Below are 19405 nucleotides of genomic sequence, written 5' to 3'. Positions count from 1 at the left end.
CTGGAGAGACCTGAAGAGACGTGGAACCGATGCTTGTACGCTTCGCCCGGGAATACGGCTGGCGCGCCTACGCGATCCCGGTGCTCATCGTGATCACCGTCTGGGTCCTGGTCAGCATATTCACCACCGATGCGCAGGAACCGGGCACCTTACGCACCGGCTCCGCGACCAGCGAAAGTTCGGCGCCGGTCACCCCGACCACGCCCGGCGGTGCCGCGCTCCCGGCCGACCCCGGACTCGGCGGTGGTCCGAACCCCGCCAACGCCCAGCGGCCAGTGCTGCCGAACGGTGAACTCCCTCCCGGTGCCCCCTACACGGAGAAAGGAACCGGCGAGTTCCGCGCCGTCGGCTACTCCGGACCACCCGTTGGTAGGGGGGAGAAGACCTTCACCTATGTCGTGGAGATCGAGAACGGGGTGGACGCGGCCGTCTACGGCGGAGATGACGCCGTCGCGGCGATGGTCGACGCAACCCTTTTCGATCCCCGTGGGTGGAGTACCGATCCCCGTTTCGCGTTCCAGCACATCGACGCCAACGACCCGCGCACCCCGGATCTTCGGATCCAACTGACTTCCGTCGGCACCACCCACGAACTGTGCGGACACTCCCTGGAGATGGAGACGAGCTGCTTCTATTCCGACGGTAATCGCGTCCTATTGAATGAATCCCGGTGGATCCGTGGAGCGCTGCCCTTCGACGGGGATCTCGGCTCCTACCGCCAGTACCTCATCAACCACGAGGTCGGCCACGGCATCGGTTTTGCGGCGCACGAACCCTGCGGCGGTGACGGTGAGCTCGCCCCGGTGATGATGCAGCAGACTCTATCGCTGGCGAACTCCGTCCTCGCCGGAATCAGCCCGACCGAGGTCTACCCGGATGACGGTGCGGTATGTCGCTACAACCCCTGGCCATACCCGTATGCCTGATACCACGCTCCCCGTACTGCCGGTCGACCTGCCCGCCGGGGCGGTGGCCCGCTACGCCCGCCACCTGAGCCTCCCTGGTATCGGGCTCGTCGGCCAGCAGCGACTCGCCGGCACCAGGGTTCTGTGCATTGGTGCCGGTGGACTGGGTTCTCCGGTGCTCCAGTACCTGGCCGCCGCTGGAGTCGGAACTCTCGGGATCGTCGACGATGACGTCGTCGACCTGAGTAACCTGCAACGCCAGATCATCCATCCCGTCACCGCCGTCGGAACCCCCAAGGTGCACTCAGCCGCCGAGTTCATCGCGAACCTCAACCCGCTGGTCGCCGTACGAACCTTCGACACCAGGCTCACCCGGGACACGATCGGGGAGATCCTCGACGGGCTGGCTCCGCACATCGTCGTCGATGGTTCCGACAACTTCGCCACCCGCTACCTCGTGGCCGACACGTGTGCCGACCGGGCCATCCCGTTGGTCTGGGGGTCGATCAGCCGGTTCTCCGGCCAGGTGTCTGTCTTCGACGACGGCCACACGCTCCGCGACCTCTACCCGGAACCGCCCGCGCCGGGCACGGTGCCCACCTGCGCCGAGGGCGGTGTCTTTGGGGTGCTGCCCGGAGTGATCGGCACGATCATGGCCACCGAGGTGATCAAGCTCGTCACCGGGACGGGAACCCCGCTGGTCGGTCGGCTCGCGCTCTGGGATGGGGCGGACGCGACCATGCGCACCGTCCGTTTCGAGCCTCAGCCGGGCTCGGCGGCGCTGCGGCATACCACCCCGCCCGACGACGGTGTGGTCTGCACCCCTGCTCCGGCTCTCACTCCGGACGGAATCCTCGAGACCCCCGTGTCCCACTGGCCGGAACTCGCCGGGGAGGGCGTCCGGCTCGTCGATGTGCGGGAACCCCACGAATGGGCTGGTGGAGTCCTCGGCGATCCGCTTCGCCTGCCGCTGAGCACACTGAAGACCGGTGACCTCGGGGTCCTCGAACACGTGTCCCGGGAAACACCGTTGGCCGTCTACTGTGCGGCGGGTGTGCGCTCCCGAGCGGCGGCGCTCCTGCTCGGTGAAGCGGGATTCAGGGACGTCGTGTCCCTGTCCGGCGGCATCAACGCCTGGTGGCTCCGTCGGTGACCGGTACGCCTCTTCCCGTGTGCCCGGGGCCGGGCGGTAACGTGGCGGACATGGACAACACTCCTCCTGAGCTGCCGGACTACGTGTGCGGCATCTTCCGCGCCTCCGACCGGACCCCGCAGCCGCTTGGCCCCGTCTGGGATAACGGTTGGCGGGTGGGGCAGACGGTGATCAGCCGGGTCCTTGACCCCGTCGCCGCGAGCTGGTCCGCCAAAGTCCGTGAACAGCTACGCCCCGACGGCGTCCGACCGGCTCGTCCGGTGCGGTCTACCGATGGCCGCTACGTGGTGTCCGGCTGGCGGGCGTCGACCTTCCTCGAGGGGGAACCACTCGCGAGAACCGATGAGACGGTGGCCGCGGCACTGCGGCTAGCCGACGCCCTCGCGCCACTGCCCGTCCCCGAGCATCTCACCGCACCGGTGGGTACCCCGGACGGAATGACCGACCTGTTCGCAGTCGCGGACCGCGCGGCCTGGTCCGCCGATCCGGCATCGGTCCTCGCCCCGGCACTCGGACTCGATGCCACGGCCAGTGAGACCCAACGGGCCGGGATGACCATGGCCGCACTGGTCACCAGGACTCTCGAGCCCGTGGGCGGTGCCCGACAGGTCGGGCATGCGGACATGTTCGCCACGACCCTGTTCTCCGGGAATCTTCCCCCGGTGGTGACCGACATCGTCGGGGTCGCGCACCCGCACGGGTACACCGCCGCGCAGGTCATCGTCGATGCGCTCATCGCGGGGGCCGTCGATGATCGCATCATCGCGCGCTATTCCCACCTGCCCGATATCGGTCAGTTGATGCGCCGCGCCCTGCTCTACCGGCTCTACCTCCACGCCCTGCTCGAGGACGCTGATCCGAACGCCAGTGCGAAACTCGCCCGGGTTGTGGAACTCATCCTGTCCGGGGGCTCGGACACACTGTGACTCATGCCTGAAGACCGCTCCACCACTGGTGGCGATGCGCGCAACCACCTCGCGCTGCCCCCGAACCTGACCGTCAGGCTGCGTCGTTCCACAGCGCAGCCGCAGCCTCCGGCACGGACATGGGGGCCGGAGGCACGGCGTCTGATTGCTGACGGGGTCGGCGTCTGGCGGGTCACCGGCGCCGCCGGACACGGCGTCAGCTCGCTCCTGGTCGACACCGCCCTCGCCCGGCTGCGTGAGGGCTCCGACCCAGACGGACTGCTCATCGTCACCCCGTCGAAGGAGGCGGCAGGCAGGCTACGCGGGCAGCTCGCCGACCGATTGAGCGAGATCCCCGACTTCGCCGGTTCCGCGCCCCTCGTCCGCTCTGCACCGTCATTCGCCTTCGCGCTGCTCAGTGCGGCGGCCACCCGCGCCGGCGATCAAGCACCCCGGCTCATCACCGGTGCGGAACAGGACGCCGTGATCCGGGAACTCCTCGCCGGCCACGCCGAGGACGGGCTCGGCAGCTGGCCCGCGGAACTCCGGCCCGCCCTGACCATGGTCGGCTTCGCCCGCCAGCTCCGCGACTTCCTGCTCCGCGCCGTCGAGCGTGGCCTGGGGCCGGAGGATCTCGTGCGCCTCGGGCGGGAACACGGGCGCCCCACGTGGCGGGCGGCGGGGGACTTCCTCCGCGAGTACGAACAGACGACGGCACTCGGGGGAGTGCACAGCTACAACGCCTCCGAACTCGTCACCGTCGCCATCGAGTCCCTCGCCCTCGACGACGGACTGCTGGAACAGCAGCGCACCGCTCTGCACACCCTCCTCATCGATGACGCACAGAACCTTGATCCGCGCACCGCCGAACTCCTGACACTATTCATCCCCTCGACCCGGCTGACCGTCATCGCCGGTGATCCCGGGCAGGCGGTGTTCCGCTTCCGCGGCGCCAACCCCGACTTCCTCACGAAGTATCCGTGCACCGACGAACTCGTCCTGGACACCCCGCACCGGACACCGGCTCACCGTGGGGCGGTGATCTGCGACAGCGCCGCGGTCCAGGCTGGTGCCGTGGCGGACACCCTCCGCCGTGCCCACCTCATGGACGGGGTCCCGTGGCCGAGAATGGCGGTGATCGTCCGCTCAACCGGTGCGCTGGGGGTCATCCGGCGGGCGCTGCTCGCCGCCGGGGTGCCCGTGCAGCTCGACCCCACCGACACCGTCCTGGCCGAGCAGAGGATCGTCTCCGCGATCCTGCTGGCCGCCCGGGCCCTAGACGGCCCGCTGGAGCGTTCCGAGGTGGAGGAACTGGTGCTCGGCCCCGTCGGCGGCGCCGACCCCGTCACACTCCGCCGCCTGCTGCGCGGCCTGCGCCAGGCTGAACTCCGGCGTGGTGGGCGACGCCGGGCCATCGACGTCCTCGCCGAGCTGGTCCTCCCGCACGGCTCCGTCGCGGAGAACCCGGCCCACGCTCCCGCCGATGGTGGAGTCAGTGCCACCGATTTCCTCACCGACCGGGAGACCGGCATTCTCGACCGGGTCCGCTCCGTCCTCACCGCGGGCACGGAGGCGCAGCGCACCGGAGGATCGGTGGAGCTCGTCCTGTGGGAACTGTGGAACGCCACCGGGCTGGCGGACCGGCTTGCCGCCGGATCCCTGCGCGGAGGCACCGCCGGGTCCCAGGCCGACCGCGACCTCGACGCGATGATGGCCCTGTTCGACGCCGCCGGCGACTTCGTCGAACGGCGCCCCACCGCGGGCACCGGCGCCTTCGTCCGGCATATCACCGACCAGCAGCTCCCGACCGGTGCCCGCGACCGGCGCGGAGTCGAACCGGACGCCGTCCACCTGCTTACCGCGCACGCCGCAGGCGGCAGGGAGTGGCACACCGTCGTCGTTGCGGGAGTCCAGGAGGGCACCTGGCCCACCACCTCGGAGACGGGGACCCTGTTCGGCCAGGAGGAATTGGTGGACCTCCTCGACGACGGCATCGACCCAGACGTCCACATCTCCCGCGCCGTGGAACGGCTCGCCGAGGAACGGCGCCTGTTCCACCTGGCATGCACCCGCGCCACAGACACCCTGCTGGTCACGGCCCTCGACACCCCGGAGGGAAACGAGGTCCTCGAGCCGTCCCGCTTCCTGGAAGAACTCGGCGTGGAGATCCACCGGATCAGCGGCGGACCCCGGGATGCCGGGGGAGAGGAGCCCACCACCGACACGGTCGACGGAATCCCCGTCGGTACCCGACTGCTGTCGGTCCCCGCCCTGGTCGGAGAACTCCGCCGCGCCGTCTGCGACCCCGGTGAACTCGACAGTCGCCGGTGCCAGGCCGCCCGCCAGCTGGCCCGACTCGCGGAGGCCGGGGTACCCGGTGCCGACCCGGACCAGTGGTGGGGGCTCGCCGGACCGTCCACCGACCAGCCGGTCCGCCCGCGCCGGGACACCGTGACCCTGTCACCGTCGCAGATTGAGCAGATCGCGGCGTGTCCGCTGCGTGCCGTCCTCGGGCGGGTGGACACCGACGAGGAGATTCCGCTGCACCTGATCGCCGGAATCCTCGCCCATGGCTTCGCCGAGGCGGTCGGCGACGGCGCCGAGCGGGAGAAGGCCGCGCGGATGGTGCGCGACGCATACACCCGGGTCCTCGAATTCAACGGAACCCCGGACTGGAGGACGCCGATCGACCTCGCCGCCTGGGACCGCCTCATCGAGCGCACCGCCGACTGGATCACGATCTCCCGCTCGGTGTTCACCGCGGTTGGGGTGGAGGTCCCGGTGTCCGTCACGGTGGGCACCACCGGGGACGGTCGAGACCTGGTCATCACCGGCCGGATGGACCGGTTGGAGCGCACCGCGGACGGCGACCTCGTCGTCGTCGACCTGAAGACCGGTGCCCACCCCCCCACCCAGAAGTCGATGGGTGAGCACGCGCAGCTCGCCGCCTATCAGCTTGCCCTGTCGAGGGGGAAGGTCGTCCCCGACACCACCGCCGGTGGCGGGCCCGGGCGGGTCCGGGTCACCGACGCCGACACCCGCGGCGCCGCCGAATCCGTCGGCGGTGGCGTCCTCGTCTACCCGGGTACCACGACCGCGAAGATCACCACCCGCGATCAAGCCGCCAAGACCCCGGAGGAGCTCGCGGATCTCGCCGCCACCCTGCCCCGGCTCGCCGCCTCGGTGACCGGACCCCGGCTCGCTGCACGGATCAACGATTCCTGCGAACGGTGCTCACTGCGCCGCATGTGTCCCGCGCAGGAGGAAGGGCGGGTGCTCACCGATGCCCGCTGAAAAACTATCCCCGGTGCTCCTGTCCCGGTGGCTCGGGCAGGAGCACGCCCCAACGGAGCAGCAGGCCGCCATCATCAGTGCCGATCCTGGGCCGTTGCTCGTCGTCGCCGGGGCCGGTGCGGGCAAGACCGAGACCATGGCCGCGCGTGTGGTGTGGCTCGTCGCCTCCGGTCTCGCCGCCCCCGACCAGGTCCTCGGACTCACATTCACCCGGAAGGCCGCACAGCAGCTCTCCCAGCGCATCCGCGCGCGGTTAGCCACCCTCGCCGGGATTCCCCGGCTCCGGGATCTCGACCCCACCGGGGCCCTGGAACACAACCTCCGGGCCATCACCCCGACCGTGTCCACCTATGATTCCTACGCGGGTCGGCTCATCGGAGAATACGGGCTACTGCTCCCCGTGGAGCCCTCCGCCCGCCTGATCACCCGAACCGAGCTCTTCCAGATTGCGTGGGATCTCGTCGGTTCCTACCGCGGTGACCTGCCCATGGAAACGGGACGTGCCCACGTCGTCGACACGCTGCTCGCCTTGTCTGCGGACATGGACAACCACATGGTCGACGCCGCCGGCATTATCGAGGAGACCGACCCCTTCGTCAGTCTCTTCGATGAGCTCCCGCCTGGGCCACGGCAGAAGGAGAAACTCGCGCAGAAGACCGCGAACATCCGTGACCGGCAGCTCCTGCGACTCTCGCTCCTCCCGCTCGTCGAACAATTGCGCGCTGAACTCACCCGCCGCACCGTGATCACCTTCGGGGAACAGATGTCGCTCGCGGCCCGGCTCGCCGCCACACACCCGGAGGTCGGCTACAGTCAACGCCGCCGCTTCCGCGTCGTCATGCTCGACGAGTACCAGGACACCTCGCACGCCCAGCGGGTGCTGCTGTCCAGTCTCTTCGGCGACACCGACCCCTCCCTCACAGTCACCGCCGTCGGCGACCCCATGCAGTCGATCTACGGCTGGCGTGGTGCGACCGCGGCCAACCTCACGCGCTTCGTCACCGACTTCCCCCGCATCGACCGCCACGATCCTACCGCCCCGCCACAACCGGCCCCGAAGATGGAGCTGGTCACCAGCTGGCGCAACCCACCCGAGATCCTCACCGCGGCGAACGCGGTGTCCCGCAGCGTCCTCGGCCCGGCGAACAACCCCGACCGGGCCGTCCAGCCGCTCCGGCCCCGCCCCGGATCACCCGCAGGTGCCCTGCGGCTGGGCTGGTTCGCCGACAGTGCCTCCGAGATCCGGTGGCTCGCGGACCGGCTCGCCGCCGACTACGCGGACCGTCGCGCCGGGGGAGAGACGTTCACCGGCGCCGTCCTCGTGCGCAAACGGAAACACTCGGCGGCCATCGCCGCCGCACTCGGGGAACGCGGTGTCCCCGTCGAGATCGTCGGGCTCGGCGGGCTCCTCGATATCCCCGAGGTCGCCGATCTCGTGGCCTTCGCGACGATGCTGGTCCGACCCGGGGACAACCGGGCGGCACTCCGCATCCTCACCGGCCCCTACGTCGGTCTGGGAGCCGCTGACGTCCTCGCTCTCGCGGGCCGTGCGGCGAATCTCACGGGCCGCGCGACCGGCGGCTCCGACAGCGGGCGTGGCGATGATCGGAACCACATTCCGGAGGAGGGGGAGGACACCCTCGACGACCCGGCACTCGCCCGGCTCCGTGACATCATCGCCGAAGCCCTGCCCACCGGGGACGACACCACCACCGCCGGGCTCACCGACGCCGTCGCCGACCTCGGCGAACCCGAGCGCTACAGTGCGGAGGGACTCGCCCGGCTCCGCAGGCTGGCCTCCCACCTCCGCTACCTGCGTACCCGTTCGCTCGGACACGATCTGCCCGAGATCTTCGGCGACATCGAACGGATCACCGGTATCCGCACCGAGGTCCTCTCCCGGACCGACCCACACGCCGACGGCGCCGCCGGAACCGTGCACCTCGACCGCTTCCACGAGCACGTCGCCTCCTTCGCCCAGATCCCCGGGGCGACTCTGCGCAGCCTCCTCGACCACCTCGCCCTCGCCCGCGAACAGGAGGAGGGGCTCGAACCCGGCGAGGTGCGCGTGAATGCCGACCGCGTTCAGATCCTCACCGTGCACAAGGCGAAGGGCCTCGAGTGGGACACCGTCGCCGTCCTCCACGCCGACAACCGCACCTACACCGACGCCTCATCGCCCCGGGTCACCGTCGAGACCTGGCTCACCGACATCACGAAGGTCCCGGCAACCCTGCGGGGGGACGCCCGCGAGGACGGCGCCGACAGCGTCGGCAGCCCCGTCCTAGACACCGTCGACGTGGAGAACCGGAAGGACCTGGAGACCGCGATGGAGGAGCACCGCGCACAGTTCCGCACCGCGCTCGAGGAGGAGAACACCCGCCTGTTCTACGTCGCCCTGACCCGCTCCGAGCGACTGCTCTACGTCACCGGTTCCGGGGTGAGCGACACCGGAACGACCGCCGCCCCCTACGTCCACCTCGACGCCATCCGCCGCGATCAGCCCGACACCGTCGCGCACTGGCACGAACCGGAGGCACAGGACCCCGGCACCTCCACCGGTCCCGAACGATCGACGGACGGGGATGCGGGTGCTCCGGACGCCGTGTTCCCGCCCGAGTACCTCGGCGTGCGTGTCAACGCCGTACGTCGCGGCGCCGAACTCGTCCGGGCCGCCACCGTCGAGCCGCCCGCGCCGGGCCGCGACGGTGACATCGAGGAACTCTGGGAACAGGAGGTCACGGCCCTGATCGAGGAACAACGGCGCCTGGACACCCCCGTCGTCGACGTGGAGATCGGGCGCGAACTCACCGCCTCCGACCTGGTGGCCGTCGCCCGTGATGCCACCGCCTTCGCCCGCAGGCTCCGCAGGCCGGTGCCCTTCAAGCCCAACACCTACGCCAAGCGAGGAACAGCCCTGCACCAGTGGATCGAGGACCGCTACGGGGCCACGGGACTACTGGATGACGACGAGCTGCCGGGACTGGGGGAGGAGGACATCCGCGGGCCCGAACTGGCACGACTCAAGGAGGCGTTCCTCGCGAGCCGTTGGGCGCAGCGGACCCCCGCGTACGTGGAGCAGCCTTTCGAGATCATCATCGGCGGGCGCGTCGTCCGCGGCCGGATGGACGCGGTGTTCCACGAGGGAGACGACCCCGCACGGGGATGGATGGTCGTTGATTGGAAAACCGGTCAGCCACCGACCGGTCGCGACCTCGACGCAGCCGTGGTCCAGTTGGCGGTCTACCGTCTGGCATGGGCCCAGGTGCTGTCCAAACGACTGGGGCGCAGCATCGCCCCGGTGGAGATCAGGGCGGCATTCCACTACATCGGCCCCGACCACACGCTCGAGCCAGGTAAGCTACCAGACGCCGGGGAACTGGCGCTGTTGCTGTAGGGTGCCTCACCGTCGGGTGGGTACCTCCCGCACCACCGTCCACCGGCACCGCGAGACGAACAGGACACGGAGACGAGATGCGCAAGAGCTTCCGCGAGCGATTCCGCAGCGACACCGAACTCGACGATCTTCCCGATCATGCGCTGCTCAACATCATCCGCATCCCCGGGCAACGCTACTTCTCCCCGTGGACGCTGATCGCGCGCCGGGTGGTGTACGCACTGATCCTGCTCGCGCTCGTCGCCATGATGGTCTATGCGGACAAAGACGGATACTCCGAGGATCTCACGTTCATTGATGCGGTCTACTATTCGGCGGTGTCGCTGTCCACGACCGGTTACGGGGACATCACCCCGGTGACCCAGAACGCCCGCCTGATCAACATCATCATCATTACCCCGATCCGGATCGCCTTCCTGATCCTCCTGGTCGGTACCACCCTGTCCGTGCTCACCGAGGAAACCCGCCGGGCACTGCAGATCCAGCGTTGGAGGAAGCGCATGCGCAACCACACCGTCGTCGTCGGTTACGGCACCAAGGGGCGCTCCGCCGTCGCCGCTCTCATGGCCGACGGCACCCCGCCCAGCCAGATCGTCGTCGTCGACACCGACCGGCACTCCCTCGACATGGCCTCCAGTCAGGGCCTGGTCACCGTGCACGGTTCCGCGACGAAGGCCGACGTCCTCAAACTCGCGGGGGTGACCCGGGCCCGGGCCGTCGTCGTCGCCCCCAACATGGACGACACTGCCGTCCTCGTGACCCTGAGCGTGCGGGAGATCGCCCCGGCCGCGACGATCGTCGCCAGTGTGCGCGAGTCCGAGAACCTGCACTTGCTGAAGCAATCGGGCGCGGACTCGGTGGTGATCTCCTCCGAGACCGCCGGCCGGATGCTCGGTCTGGCCACCGTCACCCCGTCCGTTGTGGAGATGATGGAGGATCTGCTGTCCCCGGATGAGGGCTTCTCCATCGCCGAGCGGCTGGTCGGGGAGGATGAGGTCGGCGCGAACCCGCGTCATCTCGCGGACATCGTGCTCGGTGTGGTGCGCTCGGGTGAGCTGTACCGCATCGACTCACCGGAGGCCGAGACAGTGGAACCGGGGGACCGGCTGCTGTTCGTGCGCCGCGTGTTCCGGGAGGACGTGTCCGGTCAGTGACGATCCACGAACCGGGAACAACGACGATCACCGCCCCCGGGGTGACGGCGGTCCCCGTCGTCCACGAGAACCACCTCTGCGTCACCACGCGCGACATGGCGTTGATGGCCGACGACCTCACGGCCGTCTACCTCACGACCGCTCAGCTCGCCGCCCTCGGCGTACCCACTGACGGGCGGGTGCTGCTCGAGGTCGGTACCACCCGGGGAACCGTCGACCGTGACTATGCCCTGCGCGTCGACGACGACGCGGCCGCGACCATCATGTCGCGGACCTCGGCCACCCGCGCGGTCGCCCCGCGGGACCTCGAACGCCGGGCCTGGTCCCGGACCGTGAACCGGGCGGTCGCGGTCCTGCGCACCACCGAGAGAACACGCTTCGACCCCCGCGACGGATCGGTGCTGACCTGGAACGACACCGGGAGCAGGGCCGTCAACGGCGCCGGTGCGGACTACTTCCCGCGCATCAACCCTGCCGTCATCGGCCTGATCGAACTCGCCGGAACCGACCGGGTGCTCCTCGCCCGCGACGCCCGACGAGACTTCTTCTCGCTGGTGGCCGGATACGTGGAGCCGGGGGAGAGCCTGGAACACGCCTTCGCCCGCGAGGTCGCGGAGGAGACCGGGCGCACCTGCCGGGACATCCGCTACGCCGGAAGCCAACCGTGGCCGATATCGGACTCTGTGATGATCGGATTCACCGCCGTCACCGACGACGCCGATGCCCGGTGGGGCACCGACGGGGAACTCGCCGAGATTATTTGGGCCGGACCCGCCGACATCCTCGACGGGGTGGTGCCCATCGCCCCACCCGGTTCCATCGCGCACCGCCTGATCCTTGGGTGGGCCCGGGCGCGGGCGACCGCGGCCACGACGAACACCGAACACTGACCCCGGAGGCACCCCTTGGCGATCAACCTGGACGAACTCGACCCGGACCAGCGCGTGGCCGCGACCGCGCCCCGCGGCCCGGTCTGCATCCTCGCCGGCGCCGGGACCGGCAAGACCCGCACGATCACCTACCGCATCGCGCACCTCATCGACCAGGGCTTCGTCGGCCCGAACCGGGTGCTCGCGGTGACCTTCACCGCCCGGGCCGCTGGCGAGATGCGGCACCGGCTCGCCCGCATGGGCATCGGCGGTGTGCAGGCGCGCACCTTCCACGCTGCCGCCCGGAGACAGCTCCGCTACTTCTGGCCGCAGGTCGCCGGCGACCTGCCCTGGCGGCTGCTGGACAACAAGTTTCCGCTCGTCGGGCGGGCCACCCGCAGCGTTGGCGTGGACTCCGGCACGGAGACCGTGCGCGACATCCTCGGCGAGATCGAGTGGGCCAAAGCCTCGCTGATCACCCCGGACGCCTACGCGCAGGCGATCGCCGGAACACACCGCACCCCGCCCGTGGAGGCGGAGAAGGTCGCTGAGGTCTACCGCCGCTATGAACAGGCGAAGACCTCAGAGGAGGGGATGCTCCTCGACTTCGACGATCTCCTCCTGCACACCGCCGCCGCCCTGGAGAACGCCCCCGCCGTCGCGGAGGAATTCCACGAGCAGTACCGCAGCTTCGTCGTCGACGAGTACCAGGACGTCACCCCGCTGCAGCAGCGGGTGCTCGACGCGTGGCTCGGGGACCGCGACGACCTCACCGTCGTCGGAGACGCGAACCAGACCATCTACTCGTTCACCGGCGCCACCCCGGACTTCCTGCTCAACTTCACTCGGAAATACCCCAACGCCACCTTGACGAGGCTCGAGCGGGACTACCGCTCCACGCCGCAGGTCACCCGGCTGGCGAATGCGGTGATCGGCCGGGCGAAGGGCCGGGTGGCGGGTACCCGACTCGAACTCACCGGTATGCGGGATCCGGGACCGGAACCGGAGTTCTCCATCCACGACGACGAACCAGCGGAAGCCGCCGCAGTGGCGAAGAAGATCGCGGAGCTCATCGACACCGGGATGCCGCCCGCGGAGATCGCCGTGCTCTATCGCATCAACGCCCAGTCCGCCGTGTTCGAGCAGGCACTTTCCGATGCCGGGATCGTCTACCAGGTCCGCGGCGGCGAGGGCTTCTTCAACCGGACCGAGATCCGCAAGGCCATCACCGAACTCGTTCGCGCCGCGCAGCGCGACGATCTCCCCGCCGAGGCCATCGGCCCCGGGCTCCGCGTCGTCGCGCGCGCTGTCCTCGCGCCCCTCGGCCTCACCCCGGAGGAACCGGAGGGCGCCCAGGCCCGGGAGCGGTGGCAGTCCCTCAACGCCCTCGTCGAACTCGTCCACGAGCTCGGCCTCGCGACCCCGGATCTGGACATGACGGGGCTGCTCGTGCAGCTGAAGAACCGGGCTGAGGCCAAGCATCCGCCGACGGTGCAGGGGGTGACCCTCGCGTCGCTGCACGCCGCGAAAGGGCTGGAGTGGGACGCCGTGTTCCTCGTTGGCCTCGTCGAAAACACCTTGCCCATCAGCCACGCGATCAAGGCCGGGGACCCCCAGATCGAGGAGGAACGCCGGCTGTTTTACGTCGGCGTCACCCGCGCCCGGACCCATCTCTTCTGCTCCTGGGCACTGGCCCGCCAGGAAGGCGGCAGGAAGTCGCGGAAACGGACCCGGTTCCTCGACGGGATCGTCACCGACCCGGAGCCGGTGGAGCGGGGATCCTCCCGCAACCGCCCGAAGCGGTGCCGGGTGTGCGGCTCCCCACTGGAAAGCCCGCAGGAGAAGGTCCTGCGTCGCTGTATCGACTGCCCCGGCGGCGCCGATGACGAACTCTTCGAGCAGTTGCGCGCCTGGCGGGCGGAGACCGCACGGGAGGATCAGGTTCCCGCGTACATCGTGTTCTCCGACGCGACCCTCATGGCCATCGCCGAGGCGATGCCCGCCGACGAGCGGGAGCTCCTAGGGGTCAGCGGCGTCGGCCCGGTGAAGGTGGACAAGTACGGCGGCCAGGTGCTGGCCATCATTAACGGCACCCTCGACTGACCTCCGGCACCCCTCAGTGACGCTGCTACTGGATCGGCTCACCCCTGGGCGGCTGCCCAGCAGTCCGGACAGTGCGGGTGGACCCCGAACCGGGTGCCGGTGGTGGTGAGCCGGTGCGGATCGACGGTGATCACCGTTCCCGCGGGCGGAAGGTCTCGCCCCGGGCCCGGCGGCGGGGCGGTCACGCCCGCTAACCGGAGAGCTAGTGCCGACGCTGCCGTGACCGCGGTGTGGAACACGACCGGATCAGGGGGCAACCAGCTTCCGTCCCCAAACTGTGGGGCCTCCCGGGGGGAATCCGGGTCCGCGTCGAAACGGTGCAGACGCGCACACAACGGGCACGGCCCCTCACCCTGTCGACGGATTGGCCCCAGGACCACCCGACCGTCGATGACGGTGACGGGGAGGACGTCCCCACCGCGCTGGAGAATCAGCCCGGACAAATCGTGCAGCTCATCGGGGGCGCCGGTGATCACGACCGGGGACCCCGGACTGAAGGTCCGCAGGAAACCTCCGGGACGTTCACCGGGAAGCCGACCCGACACCTCGGCTTCGTGCGAGGCGATCAGCTCCCGGATGCCGTCCGCGACCCGGTCCTCGCCCAGTACCCCGATGCGCGGAGTCCCGGAACTGGCAGGCATGAGGATCCCGTAGTCGAGGAGCTCGTCGATCAGGGTGGCTGTCGCTGCCGGTGCCACATCGGCGTTGACGAGTCCGGCGGTGAGTGCATCGACAGTGACCGGTGTCCGGGCGGCGGCAAGTATGCTCCGCACCCGCTCCGTTGTGTCCGGAGGAAGTGTGTCGATGATGCCGGCCCAGGTTGAATCGATGCCGAACTGGAGAGCCCCGTCGCGGCGGATGTGCAGGCTGACTGTAGGGGTAAGGCGGACCAGACGTTCTGTTTCGGGCATGGAGATACCTCGTGTCTCGGATGTTCACAGGCCCCAGCAGCAGTGACGGTGCAGCTATTGCACCACAGATAGACTCATCTGTCATGGCCCAGTTCCCAGACCTTGAGATCCAGGTGATCCGATCCACCCGCCGGATCAGGACGGTTTCCGGCCGGATCGTCGACGGGAAGATCGTCGTGCGGATCCCCGCGCGTCTCACCGCGGCACAGGAAGCGGAGGCAGTCGCGGACATCGTCGCGAAAGTGCGGCGGCGGTCCACATCGGTGTACACCGGGGATACGGAGCTCGAGACCCGCGCGCGGGCACTCAACCGTCGGCTCCTCGAGGGGCGGGCCGCCTTCAGCTCGGTGCGGTGGGTGGGTAACCAAACCCGGAGATGGGGTTCCTACAGTCCAGACACCGGGGAGATCCGCATTACCGACCGGCTGCGCGAGGTTCCCGGGTATGTGCTCGACGCCGTGCTCGTGCATGAACTCACACATACCTTCATCCATTCGGGACATGACGCATCCTTCCGGGAATGGGCGGACCGCGCACCGCACGCCGAGCGGGCGAAGGGCTATCTCGAGGCCTACCAGCGTTTCGGGGTTAGCAAAAAATGATCTCGCAGCGTGGGGCGCCACGAGATCACTGACGGAAGGAAGATCAGGAGTTCCGCCTCCTGTTCCCGTCGCCGTCTGAATCTCCGGCGTCGGGGGAATCGTTCCCGGAATCATCGCCGGGATCCGTGTCGTCCGATGAATCCTCCTTGCCCGCCTCTTCGGCGAGCATCTTCTCCAGGGCGTCAATCTCCGCGATGGGATCGAAGTCCTCAACACCACCCTCGTCGAGCAAACCGTCAATGAACTCCGCAGAGTTCTCCAGATCAGAGGCCACCGGCAGGAAATCCGGGTGGTCCCAGACGGCGTCGCGGCGCTTGACGCCCACGGCGACTTCCACGCGGCGCCACAGCTCCATGGCTTCGGCGACCTTGGGGGCGGCGAACTCGATGCCGACGACCTTGGAGAATGCCTGCTCCGCAGAACCGCCGGTGGCACGACGCCGACGCCAGGCCTCATTCATCGCACCCGTGGAAGGGATGCGGTCGCCAATGGCCTCGGTGACCACGAGTTCGACCCAGCCCTCGACGAGTGCGAGCATCGTCTCCAGCCGGGACGCGGCTGCCGCGTTGCGGGAGGAGATCTTCGGCGAGAGGTCCATGCCCTGCAGGCGCTGCATCGCGTCCTGGATCTGCGCCGGATCGCCGCTCTCCAGGTTGAGTTCCCGGGCGGCTTCCTCGATGTGTGAGGTGTCGATCACGAGGCCCGCGGCATACTCCTCGACGGAGGAAACCAGGCGCTCGACCAGCCACGGAACATGCTTGAACAGGCGTTGGCGCGCGGCTTCCCGGACGCAGAGGTAGACGAGTGCCTCCTGGCCCGGAACGTCAAGGCCCTTCGACATCTCCTGCAGATGGACCGGGAGGACCGCGGTGACGCCCGCCGGGGCGACCGGAAGACCGAAATCGGAGCCCGTCAGTGCCTGGCGGGCGAGATCCCCCAGGGCGTTGCCGAGCTGCATGCCGAAGTTCATCCCCGACATTTGATTCATCATCTGGAGCATGGGTCCGATCATTTGCCGAGCTTCCTCGGGCAGGGACTCCAGCTGGGCCTCATTCATCCGCTCCGCGACCGGGGTGACCATTCTTTTCCACACCGGAAGTGTTTGCTCCAACCAGGTTTCCGCGTTCCAGGCCTCGACCCGACCCGCGGAAATAGGCAGTTCAGTGGCGTCATCGAGCCAGAGCTCAGCGAGACGCACAGCATCTGTGACGGCGGTGACCTGATTCGCGGGCACCGGTTGGACCCGGCCGATCTGCTGGCGGGCGATCCGTTCCGCGAGGGCGTAATTCACAGCGCCCTGGCCGTCGGGGGAATTCATGGAGGATCCCATGCCGGACAGCATCTGGCCGAACTGGTTGAGCATGTCGCCCAAACCTCCGCCGCCCATGTTGCCTCCGCCCATGCCCGGACCGAAGCTGAAGAAACCGAAGTTGTTCTGACCGTCGTTGCGGTCATCGTCATCATCGTTGCCGGGTCGGAAGCCAAAAACATGGTTGTTCATGGCTCCAACCTACCGGCGGCTGTGAGAGCTTCGCCATCACAGGGACAACGCTCTCAGCGAACATTGTGGGGCGGGGCACGGTCGCCGCGATCACAGGCTGGTCGGATCGGGAGCGGGATACGCGCGTCGGGACTGTATCGTTGGTAGGCGTGAATCGTCGAACAAGCACTGTGCTGGCCGGAGCGCTTCCCGTGGTCGCGCTTACCTTCCTCGCAATGGCCGACCACATCCCCGGAACGGGGATCGATCTGACGGTGCCCTACGCCGCGGAGGGGCCAGGACCGACCTTCGACACCCTCGGCACATACCGGGGCGAGAACGTCGTGGACATCAGCGGTGCGGACATCGACGAGACCGAGGGCAACCTCAATATGACGACTGTCGAGGTCCGCACGGGCATGACCCTCGCGCAGGCGGTACGCAGGTGGCTCTCCGAGGACACTCTCGTACCCATCGACCATTTCATCCGTCCGGGGGAGACCCTCAAGGACGTCTCTCAACGAAACGAAGCCCTGTTCACCTCCTCGGAATCCGCCGCCACGATCGCCGCCATGAGCTACCTCCAGCGACCGGTGGAGGTCAGGGTCGTGGGGACCGCCGAGGACTCCGCCTCGGAGGGAGTGCTGCGTGAGGGGGACATCATCCGCTCCGTCGACGGCACCGGAGTGACTCTCCCGATCGAGGTCCAGGAGGCCGTACGAGCGAAGAAGCCAGGCGACCGGATCCGACTGGACGTGGACCGGGAAGGCACGAATCAGGCCTTCGACGTCACCCTCGGCAGCCACGTTGACCATCCCGACGTGGCGCTACTCGGTGTCCTGATGGACGTGGTTCCGGCGGACGGTATCACCGTCAGCTACAACCTCGAGGACATCGGCGGCCCGAGCGCGGGCATGATGTTCAGTCTCGCGGTTGTGGACAAGCTCAGCGAGGGACCCCTGAACGGCGGACGCTTCGTGGCTGGAACCGGAACCATCGACGCCACCGGGGAGGTTGGCCCCATTGGAGGTATCGCGCACAAGGTCCGCGCCGCACGCGATGCAGGCGCTGAGGTATTCCTCGCCCCGAGCGCGAACTGTGCCGAGGCGGTGAGTCGGGACCACGGGGAGATGTCCGTGCTGAAGGTGGACACGCTCACTGAGGCGATCGACCAGATGTCCGCCTACGATTCCCGTCCCGGTAGCGCCGTGACCTGCGAGGAATACCTCTCCAACTAGTTTGTTGCGCGGCTGGTCGTCGTTCCGGTGGACTGTCTTGTCGGCGATGCCGGGGACGATGAGGTGCTGGCGGTGACCGTGCGCGGAGAGCCCGTCGCCGCGCGCCGGGCCAGGCCTAGCTCCATGATCCGTTCCCGTGGGTCCTGTTCATCGGTGGAGATCATCTGCTGCAGGACGACCCCGTTCGCATTGTCGACGACGGTGATGATCGCCACGGTCCCGACGTTCGACCAGCCCACGATGACGTCCCCGTCATCCTGCACGATCCGGGCGCTGCGCAACTCGGTCAACAACTGGGTGGTCGATGCGGCCTTGGCTTCGTTGGCGAAGAACTGGAACTGGCCGACCTCCTCGCCCGAGCATGCGGAGGAATCCGCGACCCCGTTGGGCATGCAGGACTCGAACTTTTCGAATAGTGATCGCGGCGCCAGGGTACCGAAACGCTCGTAGGCGTCCTGCACGCTCCGCGGAAGCCTGGGGCTCTTACCTGTGGTGCCCGTCGCGCCCGTCGTTTCGGACGTCGTCGTAGATGCGGACCGGGGGTGGCCGGTGGTGTCATCCGCGGTGGAGAACTCGATCGTGGTTGAGGTGCCTTCGGTCAGGGTCGTGGGGACTGACCCCGGATCGGTTTGCGGGTCAGCGTCTGAGCCACACCCGGTGAGGAGAACGGCGGCAGTCAGGGCCGTCGCGATCCGGAAGAGACACGAGGAGCGCTGGGAATGGGGGTCGGACACGGGAATCAGTCAGCTCCTCATCGATGGCGGATGTCGGACGCGGGGGAGGGAGTCTTTCGGGGCTGTCAGTCGACTGCCGGCTGCTCAAGAGTGTAGTGAAGTGCGGCGATGACGCCGGGAGCGACACCGGGTCCGCCCCGGAGGCTGATCTCATCCTCCGCGAAGGGGCCGGCTTCGGCGAGTTCCTCCTCGGTGGGGCGGAGCTGCAGAAGCGTCAGCTCCTCGCCGCTGCGCAGCACACCCGAGAACAACCGGGCGGGCTTCGCCTCGAGTCCGTTGACCTCACCGTCACCCACCTCGTCCAGTTCAGTTCCGGCTGTGTCGCGGAAGAGGATCTCCTGTGCGAGGATGACCCCGCAGACCTGCTCCGGCCACGCCAGGCGGGAGATGAAATCCCCCAGTTCATCGGAGCCACCCTCGATGTGCGGCGGCAGGTCATCCTGCTGCACGAGGGTCAACGGAGAATCGTCCTCGATGAGGTCCGCGGCGCCCGTTGTATCGACAAGCATCGATGTCTCGACGAGGGCGAAAAGGGCGGGGGAGGAGTCCCAACCTCCGGCGTGGACGTGTTCGACGGCCTCCATCATGGCCCGGTTGAGAGCCTGCTGGGTGCGGGGGGACTCCGGCGTTGCTGGCATGGGGATGGATGCTCCCGGTTGT

14 protein-coding genes are annotated in these 19405 nt (G+C 68.5%); 10 read left to right on the top strand and 4 right to left on the bottom strand.

The genetic code is table 11. From position 1 onward, the window contains the following. The first annotated feature begins 29 nt into the window (after window positions 1-29). The 8 genes from JDV76_RS11795 (at window position 30) to JDV76_RS11760 (ending at window position 13780) form a co-directional block, all read left to right on the top strand. Entirely contained in the window at window positions 30-926 is an 897-nt protein-coding gene (locus tag JDV76_RS11795) for a DUF3152 domain-containing protein (RefSeq protein ID WP_198737099.1), read from the top strand. Continuing rightward, a complete protein-coding gene (locus tag JDV76_RS11790; protein ID WP_198737098.1) occupies window positions 919-2058 on the top strand; it encodes a ThiF family adenylyltransferase in 1140 nt (379 codons plus the stop codon). The genes JDV76_RS11795 and JDV76_RS11790 overlap by 8 nt, the downstream gene beginning before the upstream one ends. 50 nt (window positions 2059-2108) lie before the next feature. Then, window positions 2109-2984 (top strand): TIGR02569 family protein, encoded by an 876-nt coding sequence (locus JDV76_RS11785; protein WP_198737097.1) that lies wholly within the window; start codon window positions 2109-2111, stop codon window positions 2982-2984. A 3-nt stretch (window positions 2985-2987) separates the two neighbouring features. Beyond that, window positions 2988-6257 carry an ATP-dependent DNA helicase gene (locus JDV76_RS11780; protein WP_198737096.1) on the top strand — a complete coding sequence of 1090 codons (3270 nt, stop codon included), beginning with the start codon at window positions 2988-2990 and terminating at the stop codon, window positions 6255-6257. Continuing rightward, on the top strand, window positions 6247-9654 hold the full coding sequence (locus tag JDV76_RS11775; protein ID WP_198737095.1) for a UvrD-helicase domain-containing protein: 3408 nt from the start codon (window positions 6247-6249) through the stop codon (window positions 9652-9654). The genes JDV76_RS11780 and JDV76_RS11775 overlap by 11 nt, the downstream gene beginning before the upstream one ends. Window positions 9655-9731: 77 nt before the next feature. Further along, complete coding sequence (locus tag JDV76_RS11770; protein WP_198737094.1) at window positions 9732-10808, top strand: potassium channel family protein; 1077 nt, start codon at window positions 9732-9734, stop codon at window positions 10806-10808. Next, a complete protein-coding gene (locus JDV76_RS11765; protein ID WP_198737093.1) occupies window positions 10805-11698 on the top strand; it encodes an NUDIX domain-containing protein in 894 nt (297 codons plus the stop codon). The genes JDV76_RS11770 and JDV76_RS11765 overlap by 4 nt, the downstream gene beginning before the upstream one ends. A 15-nt stretch (window positions 11699-11713) precedes the next feature. Next, a complete protein-coding gene (locus tag JDV76_RS11760; RefSeq protein ID WP_198737092.1) occupies window positions 11714-13780 on the top strand; it encodes an ATP-dependent DNA helicase UvrD2 in 2067 nt (688 codons plus the stop codon). Window positions 13781-13818: 38 nt separating this feature from the next. Here the strand turns inward: JDV76_RS11760 and JDV76_RS11755 are convergent, their stop codons facing one another. Next, entirely contained in the window at window positions 13819-14691 is an 873-nt protein-coding gene (locus JDV76_RS11755; RefSeq protein WP_198737091.1) for a TOMM precursor leader peptide-binding protein, read from the bottom strand. 83 nt (window positions 14692-14774) lie between these two features. Between JDV76_RS11755 and JDV76_RS11750 the strand changes: the two genes are divergently transcribed. After that, window positions 14775-15293 (top strand): YgjP-like metallopeptidase domain-containing protein, encoded by a 519-nt coding sequence (locus JDV76_RS11750; RefSeq protein ID WP_198737090.1) that lies wholly within the window; start codon window positions 14775-14777, stop codon window positions 15291-15293. 43 nt (window positions 15294-15336) lie between these two features. Here the strand turns inward: JDV76_RS11750 and JDV76_RS11745 are convergent, their stop codons facing one another. Continuing rightward, a complete protein-coding gene (locus JDV76_RS11745) occupies window positions 15337-16794 on the bottom strand; it encodes a zinc-dependent metalloprotease (protein ID WP_198737089.1) in 1458 nt (485 codons plus the stop codon). A 149-nt stretch (window positions 16795-16943) separates the two neighbouring features. On the opposite strand from JDV76_RS11745, the gene JDV76_RS11740 reads away from it, so the two are divergent. Then, window positions 16944-18011, top strand: a complete 1068-nt coding sequence (locus tag JDV76_RS11740; RefSeq protein ID WP_198737088.1) for a YlbL family protein — start codon at window positions 16944-16946, stop codon at window positions 18009-18011. Here the strand turns inward: JDV76_RS11740 and JDV76_RS11735 are convergent. Further along, window positions 18008-18745 (bottom strand): hypothetical protein, encoded by a 738-nt coding sequence (locus JDV76_RS11735; protein ID WP_198737087.1) that lies wholly within the window; start codon window positions 18743-18745, stop codon window positions 18008-18010. The genes JDV76_RS11740 and JDV76_RS11735 overlap by 4 nt on opposite strands. A 65-nt stretch (window positions 18746-18810) precedes the next feature. Then, complete coding sequence (locus JDV76_RS11730; protein WP_198737086.1) at window positions 18811-19383, bottom strand: PPA1309 family protein; 573 nt, start codon at window positions 19381-19383, stop codon at window positions 18811-18813. Window positions 19384-19405 lie beyond the last annotated feature (22 nt).

The organism is Corynebacterium marambiense, assembly GCF_016342275.1.
Classification (GTDB): Bacteria; Actinomycetota; Actinomycetes; order Mycobacteriales; family Mycobacteriaceae; genus Corynebacterium; species Corynebacterium marambiense.
This window is presented reverse-complemented; position numbering and strand designations above follow the sequence as displayed.